General features: G+C 38.7%; 19 protein-coding genes. 7 read left to right on the top strand and 12 right to left on the bottom strand.

Translation table 11 applies throughout. The features are described 5' to 3' along the window. Positions 1–1347: an acetyl-CoA carboxylase biotin carboxylase subunit gene (locus AB1471_RS06275; RefSeq protein ID WP_367778879.1), complete on the bottom strand. Its 1347-nt coding sequence runs from the start codon at positions 1345–1347 to the stop codon at positions 1–3. A 257-nt stretch (positions 1348–1604) separates the two neighbouring features. Here AB1471_RS06275 and AB1471_RS06280 point away from each other — a divergent pair, with 257 nt between their 5' ends. After that, a complete protein-coding gene (locus AB1471_RS06280; RefSeq protein ID WP_367778880.1) occupies positions 1605–2078 on the top strand; it encodes an N-acetyltransferase in 474 nt (157 codons plus the stop codon). 306 nt (positions 2079–2384) lie between these two features. Here AB1471_RS06280 and AB1471_RS06285 read toward each other — a convergent pair whose 3' ends face one another. From AB1471_RS06285 to AB1471_RS06300, 4 genes are all read right to left on the bottom strand, one after another. Beyond that, positions 2385–2990, bottom strand: a complete 606-nt coding sequence (locus tag AB1471_RS06285) for an RsfA family transcriptional regulator (RefSeq protein ID WP_367778881.1) — start codon at positions 2988–2990, stop codon at positions 2385–2387. Positions 2991–3072: 82 nt separating this feature from the next. Next, entirely contained in the window at positions 3073–3849 is a 777-nt protein-coding gene (locus AB1471_RS06290; RefSeq protein ID WP_367778882.1) for an enoyl-CoA hydratase/isomerase family protein, read from the bottom strand. Between the two features lie 304 nt (positions 3850–4153). Continuing rightward, positions 4154–4327 carry a 50S ribosomal protein L32 gene (gene rpmF / locus AB1471_RS06295; protein ID WP_367778883.1) on the bottom strand — a complete coding sequence of 58 codons (174 nt, stop codon included), beginning with the start codon at positions 4325–4327 and terminating at the stop codon, positions 4154–4156. 64 nt (positions 4328–4391) lie between these two features. Further along, positions 4392–4943: a YceD family protein gene (locus AB1471_RS06300; RefSeq protein ID WP_367778884.1), complete on the bottom strand. Its 552-nt coding sequence runs from the start codon at positions 4941–4943 to the stop codon at positions 4392–4394. Positions 4944–5127: 184 nt separating this feature from the next. Here AB1471_RS06300 and AB1471_RS06305 point away from each other — a divergent pair, with 184 nt between their 5' ends. Beyond that, positions 5128–6336, top strand: a complete 1209-nt coding sequence (locus AB1471_RS06305; RefSeq protein WP_367778885.1) for a nucleotidyltransferase — start codon at positions 5128–5130, stop codon at positions 6334–6336. Positions 6337–6441: 105 nt separating this feature from the next. Here the strand turns inward: AB1471_RS06305 and AB1471_RS06310 are convergent, their stop codons facing one another. After that, positions 6442–7491, bottom strand: coding sequence for a SepM family pheromone-processing serine protease (locus tag AB1471_RS06310; protein WP_367778994.1), 1050 nt, complete (start codon positions 7489–7491; stop codon positions 6442–6444). Beyond that, positions 7481–8278, bottom strand: a complete 798-nt coding sequence (locus AB1471_RS06315) for a patatin-like phospholipase family protein (protein ID WP_367778886.1) — start codon at positions 8276–8278, stop codon at positions 7481–7483. The genes AB1471_RS06310 and AB1471_RS06315 overlap by 11 nt, the downstream gene beginning before the upstream one ends. 154 nt (positions 8279–8432) lie before the next feature. Here AB1471_RS06315 and AB1471_RS06320 point away from each other — a divergent pair, with 154 nt between their 5' ends. Next, the gene (locus AB1471_RS06320; protein WP_367778887.1) at positions 8433–9602 is read left to right on the top strand and encodes a nucleoside recognition domain-containing protein; all 1170 of its coding nucleotides are present in this window, start codon (positions 8433–8435) and stop codon (positions 9600–9602) included. 41 nt (positions 9603–9643) lie between these two features. On the opposite strand, the gene coaD is transcribed toward AB1471_RS06320, so the two are convergent. Both coaD and rsmD read right to left on the bottom strand, forming a co-directional pair. Continuing rightward, positions 9644–10132 (bottom strand): pantetheine-phosphate adenylyltransferase, encoded by a 489-nt coding sequence (gene coaD / locus AB1471_RS06325; protein ID WP_367778888.1) that lies wholly within the window; start codon positions 10130–10132, stop codon positions 9644–9646. Positions 10133–10135: 3 nt separating this feature from the next. After that, a complete protein-coding gene (gene rsmD / locus AB1471_RS06330) occupies positions 10136–10705 on the bottom strand; it encodes a 16S rRNA (guanine(966)-N(2))-methyltransferase RsmD (RefSeq protein ID WP_367778889.1) in 570 nt (189 codons plus the stop codon). Between the two features lie 179 nt (positions 10706–10884). Between rsmD and AB1471_RS06335 the strand changes: the two genes are divergently transcribed. Continuing rightward, positions 10885–11274, top strand: a complete 390-nt coding sequence (locus AB1471_RS06335) for a DUF7147 family protein (RefSeq protein ID WP_367778890.1) — start codon at positions 10885–10887, stop codon at positions 11272–11274. A 40-nt stretch (positions 11275–11314) separates the two neighbouring features. On the opposite strand, the gene AB1471_RS06340 is transcribed toward AB1471_RS06335, so the two are convergent. Next, positions 11315–11590 (bottom strand): YlbG family protein, encoded by a 276-nt coding sequence (locus tag AB1471_RS06340; protein WP_367778995.1) that lies wholly within the window; start codon positions 11588–11590, stop codon positions 11315–11317. Positions 11591–11678: 88 nt separating this feature from the next. Here AB1471_RS06340 and AB1471_RS06345 point away from each other — a divergent pair, with 88 nt between their 5' ends. Then, positions 11679–11993: a hypothetical protein gene (locus AB1471_RS06345; protein WP_367778891.1), complete on the top strand. Its 315-nt coding sequence runs from the start codon at positions 11679–11681 to the stop codon at positions 11991–11993. A gap of 85 nt (positions 11994–12078) precedes the next feature. Next, positions 12079–12984: a glycerophosphodiester phosphodiesterase family protein gene (locus AB1471_RS06350; RefSeq protein WP_367778892.1), complete on the top strand. Its 906-nt coding sequence runs from the start codon at positions 12079–12081 to the stop codon at positions 12982–12984. 52 nt (positions 12985–13036) lie between these two features. On the opposite strand, the gene AB1471_RS06355 is transcribed toward AB1471_RS06350, so the two are convergent. Both AB1471_RS06355 and ylbD read right to left on the bottom strand, forming a co-directional pair. Beyond that, positions 13037–13483 carry a YlbF/YmcA family competence regulator gene (locus tag AB1471_RS06355; RefSeq protein ID WP_367778893.1) on the bottom strand — a complete coding sequence of 149 codons (447 nt, stop codon included), beginning with the start codon at positions 13481–13483 and terminating at the stop codon, positions 13037–13039. Between the two features lie 60 nt (positions 13484–13543). Further along, positions 13544–13915: a spore coat protein YlbD gene (ylbD, locus tag AB1471_RS06360; RefSeq protein WP_367778894.1), complete on the bottom strand. Its 372-nt coding sequence runs from the start codon at positions 13913–13915 to the stop codon at positions 13544–13546. 126 nt (positions 13916–14041) lie between these two features. Between ylbD and AB1471_RS06365 the strand changes: the two genes are divergently transcribed. After that, on the top strand, positions 14042–14524 hold the full coding sequence (locus tag AB1471_RS06365; protein WP_367778895.1) for a PaaI family thioesterase: 483 nt from the start codon (positions 14042–14044) through the stop codon (positions 14522–14524). Positions 14525–14528 lie beyond the last annotated feature (4 nt).

Here is a 14528-nt window from a genome sequence, read left to right on the forward strand (position 1 = left end):
TTAATTCTCTCCTTTAACAATGTGTTGTAATGATTGTGTATGGTAAGTTCCTTGTTTAAAAATCTCACGATTAAGTAAAGATAAAAAGAGTGGAACATTTGTTTTAACGCCTTCCACTCGCGTTTGTTCCAGTACAGATTGTGATTTTGCTAAGCAATCATTTCGAGAATCGCCATGAACGATAATTTTCGCAATCATTGGGTCATAAAATGGCGTAACTTTGTTTCCTTCTATATAGCCTTCATCTACACGAACTCCCTCGCCAGTGGGGTATTCAAAAAGCGTTAGTTCACCTGGAGATGGAAAAAAGGTTTGTGGGTCCTCTGCATACAGTCGATACTCGATCGCATGACCTGTAGCGCGAATTTGTTGTTGATCTGTAATAGGAAGTGGTTCATCGTTAGCAGTTAACAGTTGCCATTCTATGAGATCAACACCCGTGACCATTTCTGTAACAGGATGTTCAACTTGAAGTCGCGTATTCATTTCTAAGAAGTAGGCATTTTCATTGGCGTCCACAATCATTTCAATCGTGCCTGCATTTTTGTATCCAACTGCTGTAGCTGCTTGAATAGCGACAGCTAAAATATGTTCGCGGGCAGCATCCGATAATTGAGGAGAAGGTGATTCTTCAACTACCTTTTGATTTCTACGCTGCATGGAACAATTGCGCTCAAACAAATGAAAAACACGCCCCTGATGATCTCCAAAAATTTGCACCTCAATATGTCTGGCTTCTGGTATGTATTTTTCAATAAAAAGATCGTCAGAACCAAAGTATGTTTGTGAGCGTTTTTTTGTTAATTCGAAGTGTTGATTGAGCGCTTGTTCATTATCACAACGAATCATCCCAACGCCACCGCCACCACTGCTTGCTTTTAGCATAATTGGGTATCCCACTTTTTTTGCAAATTCAATTGCTGCTTCTACATCCGCCGATTCACTTTCTTGACCAGGAACGACAGGAACACCTGCATCAATCATTGTTTTTCGTGCTTGTATTTTATCTCCCATTCGCTCAATTATTGAAGAATCTGGTCCAACAAAACACATACCTGCTTCTTCAACTTTTTTCGCAAACTGAGCATTTTCAGACAACAAACCATACCCCGGGTGAATAGCATCTACTTTTTCACTGATTGCAATTTGTAGGATGTCATCCATTTTTAAATACGATTGTGCAATAGGTGGTGGTCCAATATAATGCACTACATCTGCTTCTTTGACAAAAGGTAGCTGTGCATCCGCTTCAGAATAAATCACCACTGTTTCAATATTCATTTTTTTACAAGTACGAATAATACGTAGAGCAATTTCTCCTCTATTCGCAATTAATAGTTTCTTCATACCCTTACCCCTTTCCATCCCTTTCACATACTATTTTATGAAAACTACTAGAAACCAATAGTATGATATTGTTTAATCTAACTTTTCCCACTTCCATTGTAAACGCTTTCTGATGAAATGTGCAGAATTTTTTGTTTCGTTGTAATATAATAATGATAAATACCACACGGAATGTTCTTTTTTTGCACGTGATATCCTAGAACCAATGGAGAAATAAAGGCATTCGTGGGGAATAGCAATGTAAGGAGTGTTAATGAATGGAATGTAAAGTTGAAAGTTTAAGCATTAACTACAAAACGCTTGAGGAGTTTACTAAATTTCGAGAAATAGGCTTACAAGAGTTATCGATGATGGATGAGCTCGAAACGAATATGGTAGAAAACGATAGTGAATCTCCTTTTTACGGAATTTATCTAGGTAATAAATTGATTGCCCGAATGAATATTTATAGAAGAGATGCTCGTTTTGATCGATACTTTGAACCTGCGCAAGATTACTTAGAGCTTTGGAAACTTGAAGTGCTACCTGGCTATCAAAAAAAAGGCTACGGTGCTCAAATGGTACAGTTCGCTAAAAGCTTTGGTGTACCGATTAAAACAAATCCACGCGTACAATCCCATAATTTTTGGGAAAAGATGGGGTTTGAAAAAGTTACATATGATATGGAACGAGATTTAGGTGAAAATCCACTCGTTTGGTACCCAGATGGAGTAACAGAACAGAAACACTAAAATTTTCGTATAAGAGCACAAGCGGCTCGTTCAGTCAAGTCAACCATAAGACGCACAACATAAGTAAGTATTTTTCTAGGTATGTGGCAAAAAATGGAGGAGTTGTGGGTTTTCGCTGAATGAAATAAGTTATGACAGTTTAGTTATCCACACTTAAGATATAGTTTCCTAAAAAATAGAAATAGAGGGAGGCCTATTGCTCCCTCTGTTTTATAAGGTCAACATTTCACTAACTACAGCGACTAGACCCTAATATCAGAGTCGGAATGGACGATCCGCTTCCGCTTTTGTTATCGATCAACCTCTTCACTCTGTTCCCTTCTCGACTGCGTATTTTCGGTTTAGTTGAAATAGATTACCATTAGTTTCCATTTTAAAAACAGGAGCTTCTGCATAGGTTTCTTCTTTTCCTTCTGCAACGCCTAGTTTTCTAGCTTTTTCTATTAGATATAACAAAGCGCGGTAATCTTCTTCTAGTCCTTGAACTTTATTTTCTAGTTCTTCTTTTTCTTTTGTTATAGTATCCAGCTCACGCTGCGTCATTTGATATTTTTGCTGCCAATCTACTGAATGCTCATGAGTTGTGATGCGATCGATCCAGTGTCCTAGTTGTTTTACCATTTCATCGGCTGGCCACTCTAGCGGGGAGCTCCCCATGGCTCTAGTTGTTGGTGACGATGTTTTTCTGCTCGCATAACGTTCTTTTTTCGCTTGATCGATTTGCTGTTGACATTCTTTACGTATACTAGAATTCCAACGAAATCCACATGCTGCAGGCGTTCGATTGACTCTTTGAGCAATCTCTTCAAATGCCCTCAGTTGAGTGCTTCCAGACTTAATATGAGAGAGCACAGCTTCTTCTAACCATTTATCTTCTGCTTCTGTCCATCCATCTTGTCGAACCTTCATCATCTCTTTACCCCCTAATAGAAATACAATCTACTGTTAGTCTATGCAAATAACTAGGAAATAGACACAAAAAAAACACGAAATTTTAAGAGTTCGTGTTTTTACGAGATGACGAGTTTAAAAATTGATCGACCGCATCATGGTGTTCCTGCTTTTCCCAAAGCAATGAGCATTTCAATATTTCCAGGTCCATACGTTGTTGCAAGTCTCCACGCTTCCATTTTTCGATAAGCATTTGCTTATAAGCAGCAAGGACGTGTACATTTTTTAGTAGCATCGGCTTTATTAATTCTAACACCTCTCCCAGAGATTGTCCTTTCACCATGTAATCGATAAAGCCTGTTTCTCGAAGCTTTTCAGCTGGATAAATATTTGCTGTAGTTAATAAATGCAAGGCTTGATTCGGAATAAGTCGTTCATATAAAAGCGCGCCACCACCCCAGCCAGTTGTAATTGCTAGACTTGCTTGAATGAACCCTAGTTTCGCTTGAGGACGAGCAACTCTAAAGTCGCACGCAGCTGCAATTTCACAGCCACCACCAATCGCTGTTCCATTAATAAATGCGACTGTAATCTTCGGTAGCGTTGCTAAATTGTATAAGATGTGACCCATTTTAGAAAGCATGTGATGTGCCTCTTGCTGAGATTTAAGTGAGTGAAACGCTTGAATATCTCCTCCAGAACAAAATGCTTTTGTTCCCTCGCCCGTTATCATTAAAGCTTTTATATTATCTTGAATTTTCGCCCTATCAATCGCTTGTTGCAATCCATCCATCACATCATAATTCACTGCATTTCTTTTACTTGGTCGATTAATACAAAAAATCAACACTGAATCTCGTGATTCAATCTTATACCCCAAACTGCATCGCCTCCATTGTTGCATATACTGTTTGATTGTACCATGCACACCTTCTGTTTTTAACCCCTCAAAAGTTAAAACAAAAGCTGTATGCGCTATGCTCTACATCCCCAACAAGAGCAAAAGACGATCAATAAATAAGCGACGGTTTAGCCAAACGCAACCACGCCTTTTGCCTACTTGGGTACGTAACCATAGAGAAGTTAGCTGCTTACACTGGATGAAGAATGCAAAAATAAAAAACCCACCAAAGAGCCATGGCCTCTTTGGTGGGTTTCTTATACGAACCATCAATACAGTTCAATTAGTTGCTTGCTACTTCCTTGCCCTTATATGTTCCGCACGCTTTACACACGCGGTGAGAAAGTTTCATTTCTCCGCAGTTAGAGCATTTTACCATACCCGGTACTGACAATTTGAAATGCGTACGACGCTTTCTCTTTGCAGTTTTCGATGTTCTTCTAGCTGGTACCGCCATATTTCCCACCTCCTTATAGAGAGTGTTTGTAAACTGAACGTTCTAGTTAAAGTCAGTCCATGTTTTACGTATTTTTATTTTCGTTGAAAAACTTCGCAAGATCAGCTAAACGAGGATCCGTTTTGGGCTGTTCTGATTGTTCCTTTACTCTTTCTTGTTCAATTTCTTCTTCAGACAACACGTCCCAGCCTTTGCCGGTCAGCATGCCTTCCTCTTCCGCTGCTTTATCACTAAAGACCTGTAAAGGAATCTGTAGAATTAGAATTTCCTCAATAATAGGCAATAGATTCACTACATCACCTTCTAAATGATGTGTTTCCTCATTAGAGCCTTCTTCCGTATAGAAAGGATTGAGTAGAAAGGTTTCGATTGTATCAACTGATACAGGATAAGGAACATCCACAAGTGTTCTCGCACATGGAAGGGTCAGTCTTGCTTCAATGTGTAGATGAAACGTAATTTTTGCAGAGCTGATATCTGCTCGTCCAGTTACATGAACAGGACTTACATTTCGAATCTCAGAATTGCGCTTCGTTAATTCGTTCATCTCTATTGTTTCATCCAATAAGAACGCTTCGTTACGAAACTTTTGTAATTGAATGATTGACCATTTCAACTGTCATCACCTCAAGGCACAAAGTTGATTATATCCCTGCTAATAGGGAATGTCAAGATTTTTTCTTTACAATACATGTTGAAAGATCGATGCTTCCAACCATCGACCTTAAATGCTATTATAACCTAAATGAATCACGCTCGAAAGGGAAAAAATTTAGGCTTTTTAGAAAGGGTGCTTATTGATGAAAGCTACGGGAATCGTTGTTGAATACAACCCATTTCACAATGGACATTTACTCCACGCTACCGAGTCTAGAAAAATAACTGGAAACGATGTACTTATTGCTGTCATGAGCGGTCCATTTTTACAGCGAGGAGAACCGGCCCTCGTGTCAAAGTGGGAGCGTACAAGGATGGCACTTTCAGCAGGTGTTGATGTAGTGATTGAACTGCCATATGCATTTGCAACGCAACACGCTTCAAACTTCGCCTTAGGTGCAGTTACATTGTTAGATGCAATTGGCTGTGAAGCATTGTGTTTTGGTAGTGAAGATGGAAAAGAAGACACTTTCATTGAAAGAATCCATTGGAAAAATAACAATCAAGATGCTCTAGACTCCCAAATTAAAGAATTTATGAAGAAAGGGTATAGCTATCCTTCGTCTGTAGCTAAAAGCTATGAGCATTTAACCACAGGCCTACAAGCACTCGACTTATCTCAACCAAACAATATGCTTGGACTACAATATGTTGAAGCGATCAAAAAGCAGGCTCGTACAATAAAACCATATACGATTCTACGTAAATCATCTGGGTACCATGAGGCAACTTTACATACCGGCAAAATCTCTAGTGCTACCAGTATCAGAAAAGCCATTTTTGATGGATCACTCGAAAAAATTAAAGAACACGTTCCTACTTCAACCTACCTTCAGCTCCAGCAGTACATCAACACATATCATCAATTTCATCAATGGGAAAATTATTGGCAGCTGCTACAACACTTATTGATCACGCATTCACCACTTGAACTTAGAGAAATTTATGAAATAGAAGAAGGTATTGAATACCGTTTAATTGAACATGCACGCACATCGACCTCATTTCATTCATTCATGAAAAAAGTGAAAACAAAACGTTACACATGGACCCGTATTCAAAGAATGCTCATACATGTGCTCACTCATACTAAAAAAGAAGAGATAATCGATAATCCAACTCCTACCTATTTGCGCTTACTTGGCATGACACAGCGCGGTAGAGCATATTTGAACGCTCAAAAAAAGAATTTTTCCTTACCGCTTATTAGTAAAGTTGGGCGTACAGAAGATCCTCTGTTATCGACCGACTTACGTGCAGGATTTGTTTATGCTATGGGAATCCAAAACACATCCCTTCAGCAACAATTAATGCAAGCAGACTATACAAACCCACCAATCATATTACCCTAAGAAAAGTGGCTTGCAGCATTTACGAGCATAGAACGATATTTTTCTTAACATTAATAAAAAGCCACGCGGTTTTTCGACTAATAAACCGCGTGGCTTAACTTATTTTTAAGATTTTTCATCGAGTGAGTCAAGATAATTAAGAGCGTCTTCAAACGTTTTCACTGGAATAACCTTCATTGAACTCTTAATGTTTTTTGCAGTTGCGTCTGCTTCTTCATAGTTTGTTTTGATATCTGGGTTTTGTTCGAGAATATTACTCGAGATCTTATCATCAGGGGCAAAAAAGATTTCGATCCCCTGTCGATCAGCAGCCACAACTTTTTGTTCAATGCCTCCAATCCTTCCAACTTCCCCTTCTGATGTAATCGTCCCTGTACCAGCAATATTGTAGCCTTTAGTCAAATCCTCTTCGATTAACTGATCATAAATTTCTAGTGAATACATGAGTCCTGCAGAGGGGCCTCCAATACCATCTGAATCAATGGAAACCTTTGGGTCTGTATTCACAATTCGATCGTCTACAAGTGAAATCCCTAACCCTATTTGTGATGGTATGTCGGGAAAAGCTTGAAGTGAAAGCACTTCATTATAAGTTTCTTCATCCCGTTCAATTGTAATCTTTACTTTGTCCCCTTCTTTTTTTTGAGCAACGTACTCGATGAATTCTTCGGATGATTCAAACTTCAAATCATCAATAGCTGTAATTCTGTCTCCTGCATTTAGCAGGTCTTCTGCTGGCATATCTGGATACACGTTTAATACATAAACACCACGGTACGTATAAGAGAAGTCTGCATCAGCTTTCGTAAACGCTACTTCGATTGCTTGAGAAGAAGAATCATCCATTAAATATGATTGCCTTAATGAGTATTCCTGCTCACTTTCATGAGGATTGCGAACTTGATCAACCGGATAAATAGATTGATAATTATCAAATTTAGCCCAAATGTATGCAAAAGCATTTGCCTGAACTTGTGAAACGGTCATTAGTGAAAACTCTCCCTGACTATGCGAGGAGCCTTCAACCTCAACAATTTCATCAAGGGAGAAGGCACTCCCAGGCTTTTGAACATAAAAAGGGAGTGTATAAAAGCTCGCAACTAATAATATTATTGCAAACGCAAGTAGTACGGACATCCAACGTTTATTTCTCATCAACTGATTGACGCTCCTTCCAATTTTCAATCGCTTGGCGAATTGCCGGTATTGCTTTTTGTGTTTCTTCTTCCCCGAAACGGATTATCTCAGCTGCTTGCTGATACGTTTTTCCGCTAAACTGTTCAACTTTCGGGCTGATTATTACATCGGCAGTAGAAGCTCTGTATCGTAAGATTTCTGCTTGCAGTATATCAATACTTTGCATAATCACATCGTATATTGTGTTAATTTCAGCGTTTCGCTTAACTTGTGAAACATCAACTCCAATAACAACATCAGCGCCCATTTCCCTAGCAACTGTTGCTGGCACACGATCAATAACTCCTCCATCCACTAGTAATCGATCGCCTACTTTCTCTGGAACAAAAATGCCTGGTATTGCAATACTTGCACGTACAGCTACATCAATAGGTCCAGTTGTAAAAACATACCGTTCTGCTCGGACAATATCTGTAGCAACAATAGTTAATGGAATATTCAAATCTTCCAGTTGCTTTTGGTGAGTAAAAAGCTTAACGAACTGTTTGATTTTTTCACCTGTAATAAAACCCATTCGAGGAACGGATAAGTCAACAAAAAATTTACTTCTGAATGTATTCGCAAGGCGATAAAGATTTTCCAAGTCGTGACCTGAACAATAAAAAGCAGCTACAAGTGCCCCCATACTGCTGCCTGCCACTAAATCGATCGGAATCTTTTCATCTTCTAACACTTTCAGAACACCGAGATGTGCATACCCCCTAGCTCCTCCAGAACCTAACGCAAGACCAATTTTTGGTTCCATCTTTATAACCCTCCCAAAGGCATAGCCGTTCTATTGTTAAGGAGAAAACATAAAGTATAAAAAGAATGTACTTGTCTATTTTGCCACTGAAGTTAATGGATAGCAAAGGATGCCCTTCCTAACATTGCATATTCAAGAGAGGAACGTATCGAAAATGACACAACGAATGTACCCACAACTATTTTCAGCAAGTATATTTTTTTGCTTGTTAGGACTTATTCTATACCCGGAAGAAGCACTTAATGCTTCCTCAAGAGGATTAGATCTTTGGTGGACCGTCGTTTTCCCTTCCCTATTGCCTTTTTTTATTTTATCCGATCTATTACCAAACGCAACTTGGACAAACTATATAGGCCGATTGTTAGAAAAAGTCATGAAACCTCTTTTTCGCGTTTCGGGGCAAGGAGCGATTGTGATGATATTAGGCTTTTCTTCTGGTTTTCCTGTCGGAGCAAAGATGTCCGTTAAACTCTATAACGAAGGAACAATCAGCCGCGCTGATGCACAGAGGTTAATTTGTTATACAAATGGTGCGAGCCCTATATTCATCATTGGGGCCATAGCAGCAGGACTGTTACAAACCCCTCAAGTTGGTTTATTACTTCTACTTGCCCATTATGCAGGGAATGTAATCATTGGTATAGTTGTCGGCAGATTGATTCGGGATCGAGACAACCATGAAAACAGGCCTCCTCCCCCTGTAAATCATCATACTCCTCCATTGGGGTCTGCATTACAATCAGCTGTAACTACCTCTGTTCAACAACTTCTTGTAATAGGTGGACTGATTGTATTTTTTTCTGTCATAAGCGAGGTGGTTATTCAATTTTCATTATTTGATTTTCCTCATACCCTATTATCTTCTTTAAGCTCCTTTTTTTCTATTTCACCAGATTGGACAACCGGTTTTATGTTGGGTGTTTTAGAAATGTCAAATGGTGTTGCAAATGTGGCTATAGCTGAAAATGATTTTATCGTTCGTTGTGTGGTCATACTATCAATCATCTCATTTGGTGGATTTTGTATCCATGCTCAAATTTTATCATCCATACATCAATCACCACTTAGTTATCGACCATTTTTATATTGTCGCATTGTTCATTCGTTCCTGTCCCCTCTTCTTTTCCTTGGTTGCTTGTATATTAACGAAAGATATAACTTATCACCTTCCTTACTTACACAAGAAGCTTCAACGTTTCCCACGACTTCATGGTTCAGTGACCTACTACAGATAGGTCATGAATACGGACCACTGATTACTATCTTATCCATTGTTATTGCTGTAAGATTCCTCACCAAACAAAGGTCAACTACAACAAAATAAATCGCTTGCAGATGAACTATTTCAGTTTCATCTGCAAGCGATTATTTTTTGACGTTATATTTCGTAACGAGAGCTTCTTCCACTTGTGGTGGCACAAGCTCAGAAATGTCCCCTCCATAGTGAGCCACTTCTTTTACGATACTTGAACTTAAGAATGAGTATTGATTGTTTGTCATGATAAAAAATGTTTCTAGTTCTTCATGTAAGACGCGGTTCATCGAAGTGATTTGCATTTCATATTCGAAATCAGAAACAGCTCGTAACCCTCGAATAATCGCATTAGCATTTACTTCACGTGCATAATTTACGAGTAAACCTCGATATGAGTCAACCTTTATGTTTGGAATGTCTTTCGTAACAGAACGAATGAGTTCCATACGTTCTTCGACTGAAAAAGCTGGTTCTTTTGATGAATTATTCAACACAACAATATGAAGCTCATCAAACACTTTGGCTCCTCTTGAAATAATATCTAAATGACCATATGTAATCGGATCAAAACTGCCTGGACAAACTGCTTTGCTTGCCATATATTACTCCTCCTTATCCGATAGTCCAAATTCGAAAATTGAAATTACTGTGCCACCATACATTTCCGTTCGCACACATTTGAGCGTTCCGATCGTTTTGGGTAATTGAACCTCAGAATCGTGTTCACACATAACGAGTCCATTCTCTGTAAGCATATGATTTTTTTCAATGGTATTTAGTAGATCGACTAACTTCTGTACTTTATAAGGAGGGTCTAAAAATACACACGAAAATTTGATCGCTCGTTTAGAAACCGCTTTCAACGCTCTTTCTGCATCATTTCGAAACACTTCCGTTTGATCTGTAAACTGACATCGTTCAATATTTAATTTAATTGTGCTAATTGCATCACGGTCACGATCAATAAAAATCATTTTATCTATTCCTCGACTTAATGCTTCGATGCCAAGGCCACCGCTACCTGCAAAAAGGTCTAGCCCCCAACCGCCCGAAAAATAAGGACCGATCATATTAAAAATGGATTCTTTCACTTTGTCCGTTGTTGGACGAGTATTCATCCCTGGAACTGCTTTTAAATGAATTCCTTTTTTATCCCCAGATATAACTCTCAACTTTATCACCACTTATCCATTCATTTCGTTCATTATCCTACCACATTTCTTAGGAGGACGCTACGCAATCGAAAGAAGAGATCTTTCTTCTTCAGTTTTTCGACCGTTCACACTTACAATAGGCAAACAAATGCATGAGATGATACACTTATGGTCGGATGTGAGGAAGGAGAATGACAATGATTCAACGATTTATTGAACTTGGCGAAGGATACTCAGATATTTATGAACTTTTGGAAGCGATTAAGCATAATCATCAACGAGTAGAGAGACTACTAGCTCTTCATACAAAAGAAGGAGAACAGTCCAAAACCTCTTTGGTTGCAGTGATGAAAATGACGGACCCGGGGAAATTTCAAGCTCTTTATATATGTAGAGAAGGAATTCCAGATCCAAGAGTTATTAAAAATAAGCGATATGATTTATTCGTTCAAGCATCTAAAGAGTACTCTCTTTCTTTGACTGAAATTGAGGTACAGCCATCAACTAGGTTTGCTGAAAAAGAGTTGTTTTATCAGTATTTGATTGGCATTTTGAGGGTTAATCGTTATATTAATACACTATCATAAAAGGCGAGAACCATAGCGTTCTCGCCTTTTATAGTCTAACCTATAAACCCATCTTGTAATCATATTCTTTTGCTTTATCAGGTTTTGCATTTTCATATTCCGTTTTAACAAATGGACGCTGAGACACTTCCACTTTCTTTACATACGAATAATTTGTCAATTTATCTACAAGCTTTTCAACTTCATTTTGATTACAGTATAATAAGACATACTTCATCTTTCTTGATACGAAATGAACATTACCAAATCTTCTTAACGTTTTAGCATGTTTTAGGCTATGAAGCCATACGATTAGTCCTTGTCGATCCATTAGCATATTCATTACCTCACCTGTTTTCATTATGTTAAATTGTAGCATAACAAAACACTGATCGGCAACGATTCTATGAATGGAGGAAGCGATAATGGACATTGACCTTATTTGGGAAGGCTTCATTAACAACCTATCGAATACAAACGGGATCAAAAGCGTTCATTGGAAAAGAGTGGCTGGGATTCCATTTCTATACGTGACTGCTGATACAGTGGAAAAAGATGAACTGCACATTAAAATAAAAATGTGTGCAGGCCAAGCAATGAGAGGGAAACGACTTCACTCAGAAACCATTTCAGTGAGAACGAATGGGTTGAATTATGTGTTCCGACACCGGTTTTACGTTCCACAAGAAAAAATGTTTTGTTGTGGGAACCTTTGCCCTGATTGTATTCGATTTGAATAAGAGCATCACACAAGTTACATTTGTTCGGTGATAGAGTATCGTGCTACCATGAAGATGACGTACATATCGAAACGGGGGATGAAACATGGGAAAGAAAACGAAAATCATCTTAGCTCTTACAGCTTCTGTTGCCGCCATTTGGGCTGGTTCAAAAATCGTATCAAAACCAGAAAAACGCCCAGAAAAACGGTATTTCCAAGGCGAGAAGCCACGTGTTTTCGCACATAGAGGTGGTGCTGATTTAGCGCCGGAAAGTTCAATGGCTGCGTTTAAACACGCTGCAGAATTAGGCGTCGATGGATTTGAAATCGACGTTCGTTTAACAAAAGACGAACACCTTGTCGTTTTCCATGATCGTTTTATTGACCGCACAACAGATGGTGCAGGAAGAATTTCCGATTATACTCTTGATGAATTAAAAGAGTTTGAGCTAGGCTTCCACTTCCGTGATTTACAAGGGAAGCAAACGCATCGTGGTGCTGGCGAGAAAATCATCACATTGAAAGAATTATTTGAAGCATTTCCAGACCATTTAATCAATTTAGATATGAAAGAAGACCCTGATTCTTATGAAGGAAGTTTAATGCCATCTAAAGTATGGCGTTTAATTGAAAAGCTTGGCGTAGAAGATCGCGTGCTTGTAACAAGCTTTTACGATGAGCAAATTGATCGTTTCTCTCTATACGCACAAGATCGTGTAGCTATCGGCGGGGGATATAATGAAGCAAGAAAAGCGTTTTCTTTGTTTAAAAGTGGATTTGGTCACCTGTACCATCCGAGAACTGATGCAATACAAATCCCAGTGAAGTATGGTGTTATCCCGCTTGATTCACAAGCGTTTATTGAATTTTTAACATCACTTAATATTCATGTAGAATACTGGACAGTAAATGACGTTGAAACGATGGACAGGCTCCTACGTTATGGCGCACATGGAATTATCACCGATCGTCCAGATATAGCATTGCAGCTTATTGAACACGACGAATGAATACTAAAACCCTATGTGGCTGTGCCACATAGGGTTTTAGTATGTGTAATTATTAAGCTGAGCAAGAACATCCTCCGCCAGTTCCACAGCCTCCGCTGCATCCTGAACTTGAATCAAAAAATGCATTTCCAGTAGGGACTTTCACGTTTTCCGATACTGCATGACCGATTAGCAAGCTTACTTCATCGAGCATACCTTGTAGCTTATTTTCTGCTATCCGAAACTGAGCTACATTAGAATCCATATCCATCTCTCGTTTCGTTTCTCTAATTTCTTTCATGACTCTCGTATAATCAGGATGATAGCGGCCAAAACGTTGTACTTCTTCATACAATTCCTTTAGCTTCACAAAACGATTTATTTTATCCATCGACTCTTTTGAGGACTTAAGTTCATGATAGTAATGTAAGTACTGGACAGTGATATCTGAATGCATGATCATTTCAGATAGTTCTTCTGATAAGTCAAGCAATTCCATTCGTTCAATTGTTGAAAACATTTTGCACCTCCGTGAATGTATTTTAACACGTTAGGTGCAAAGATAAAAACGAATCTTACTCTATTTCCAATATGTCATGTAAGACTCGTTTTTCGTTTCATTTGTTTCACCCGTTTGGGGTGATTGGAATTGTGACAGCAGCTCAGAAAGCATATCCAAAGCGTCTTTACATTGATCGACATATTCCTCAATTTGACTATCATCTAGCGCTTGAATTTTATTTTTCACTGTATTAAACCATTGCATCGAGGTCGAGGAACTACTACTATCACTTTCATCACCTTTCCAATGTTTATCATCTTCACCGAATAAATACCACTCTTCAAAAATCTCTTGCCAAGTGCTCTCTCCTTTACGTACTGTTTGAATGACGTGAGGTTTTTTCAATAGAAATGATTTGAAATCCTGTAATCGTTGTTCACGATCTTCCATTGCTGACTCTCCTCTCTACCGTAATTAAAAATCAAAACATGCTTTAGAAGTATGTTGTTCAAGAGTCATCCATCTTCTTTATGTTATGATAATGAACATGCATTGGTTAAGGAGGTACAAGCATAAATGAAAGAAAAGATACCCCAGTTAATAGACGAAATACTGATGAATGGTTCAAACGATGATCTAGCCGTTCTTCATCAAGTCTTGATAGGGCTCAACCGAAAGAATGAAGGTAAATATAGCTCTTATGTAGGTGCATTACTCAATATGGAAAAAGAAAGCACTGCAGCTTCTTGTTCTGTCTCCGTACCTGTATCAAGAATGATTTATAATTCACTTGATATCGTACACGGTGGAATTACGGCAACAGTAATCGATTCCGCAATGGGAACACTTGCAAACCTTCTCTCCCCTGATGGTTTAGGAGCTGTTACAAGTCAATTAAACATCCACTACCTACTTCCTGTTAAAGGAGCAAATATGACCGCAACAGCTCATATCCTTCATCAAGGAAGACAAACGATGGTGGTTGAAGGGACCGTGATAAATGAAGATGGAAAACGACTCGCGCACGCAACTGGGTCGTTTTATCTCATTAGTAAATAACAAA

The sequence above is a fragment of the Jeotgalibacillus marinus genome (assembly GCF_040801915.1).
Classification (GTDB): Bacteria; Bacillota; Bacilli; order Bacillales; family Jeotgalibacillaceae; genus Jeotgalibacillus; species Jeotgalibacillus marinus.

Coding starts and splice junctions, on each gene's coding strand:
- AB1471_RS06275 (WP_367778879.1), bottom strand. CDS start 1,347: ATGAAGAAACTATTAATTGCGAATAGAGGAGAAATTGCTCTACGTATT.
- AB1471_RS06320 (WP_367778887.1), top strand. CDS start 8,433: ATGACACAACGAATGTACCCACAACTATTTTCAGCAAGTATATTTTTT.
- AB1471_RS06310 (WP_367778994.1), bottom strand. CDS start 7,491: ATGAGAAATAAACGTTGGATGTCCGTACTACTTGCGTTTGCAATAATA.
- AB1471_RS06350 (WP_367778892.1), top strand. CDS start 12,079: ATGGGAAAGAAAACGAAAATCATCTTAGCTCTTACAGCTTCTGTTGCC.
- AB1471_RS06345 (WP_367778891.1), top strand. CDS start 11,679: ATGGACATTGACCTTATTTGGGAAGGCTTCATTAACAACCTATCGAAT.
- ylbD (WP_367778894.1), bottom strand. CDS start 13,915: ATGGAAGATCGTGAACAACGATTACAGGATTTCAAATCATTTCTATTG.
- AB1471_RS06335 (WP_367778890.1), top strand. CDS start 10,885: ATGATTCAACGATTTATTGAACTTGGCGAAGGATACTCAGATATTTAT.
- AB1471_RS06355 (WP_367778893.1), bottom strand. CDS start 13,483: ATGTTTTCAACAATTGAACGAATGGAATTGCTTGACTTATCAGAAGAA.
- AB1471_RS06315 (WP_367778886.1), bottom strand. CDS start 8,278: ATGGAACCAAAAATTGGTCTTGCGTTAGGTTCTGGAGGAGCTAGGGGG.
- AB1471_RS06280 (WP_367778880.1), top strand. CDS start 1,605: ATGGAATGTAAAGTTGAAAGTTTAAGCATTAACTACAAAACGCTTGAG.
- AB1471_RS06285 (WP_367778881.1), bottom strand. CDS start 2,990: ATGATGAAGGTTCGACAAGATGGATGGACAGAAGCAGAAGATAAATGG.
- AB1471_RS06340 (WP_367778995.1), bottom strand. CDS start 11,590: ATGCTAATGGATCGACAAGGACTAATCGTATGGCTTCATAGCCTAAAA.
- rpmF (WP_367778883.1), bottom strand. CDS start 4,327: ATGGCGGTACCAGCTAGAAGAACATCGAAAACTGCAAAGAGAAAGCGT.
- coaD (WP_367778888.1), bottom strand. CDS start 10,132: ATGGCAAGCAAAGCAGTTTGTCCAGGCAGTTTTGATCCGATTACATAT.
- AB1471_RS06305 (WP_367778885.1), top strand. CDS start 5,128: ATGAAAGCTACGGGAATCGTTGTTGAATACAACCCATTTCACAATGGA.
- AB1471_RS06365 (WP_367778895.1), top strand. CDS start 14,042: ATGAAAGAAAAGATACCCCAGTTAATAGACGAAATACTGATGAATGGT.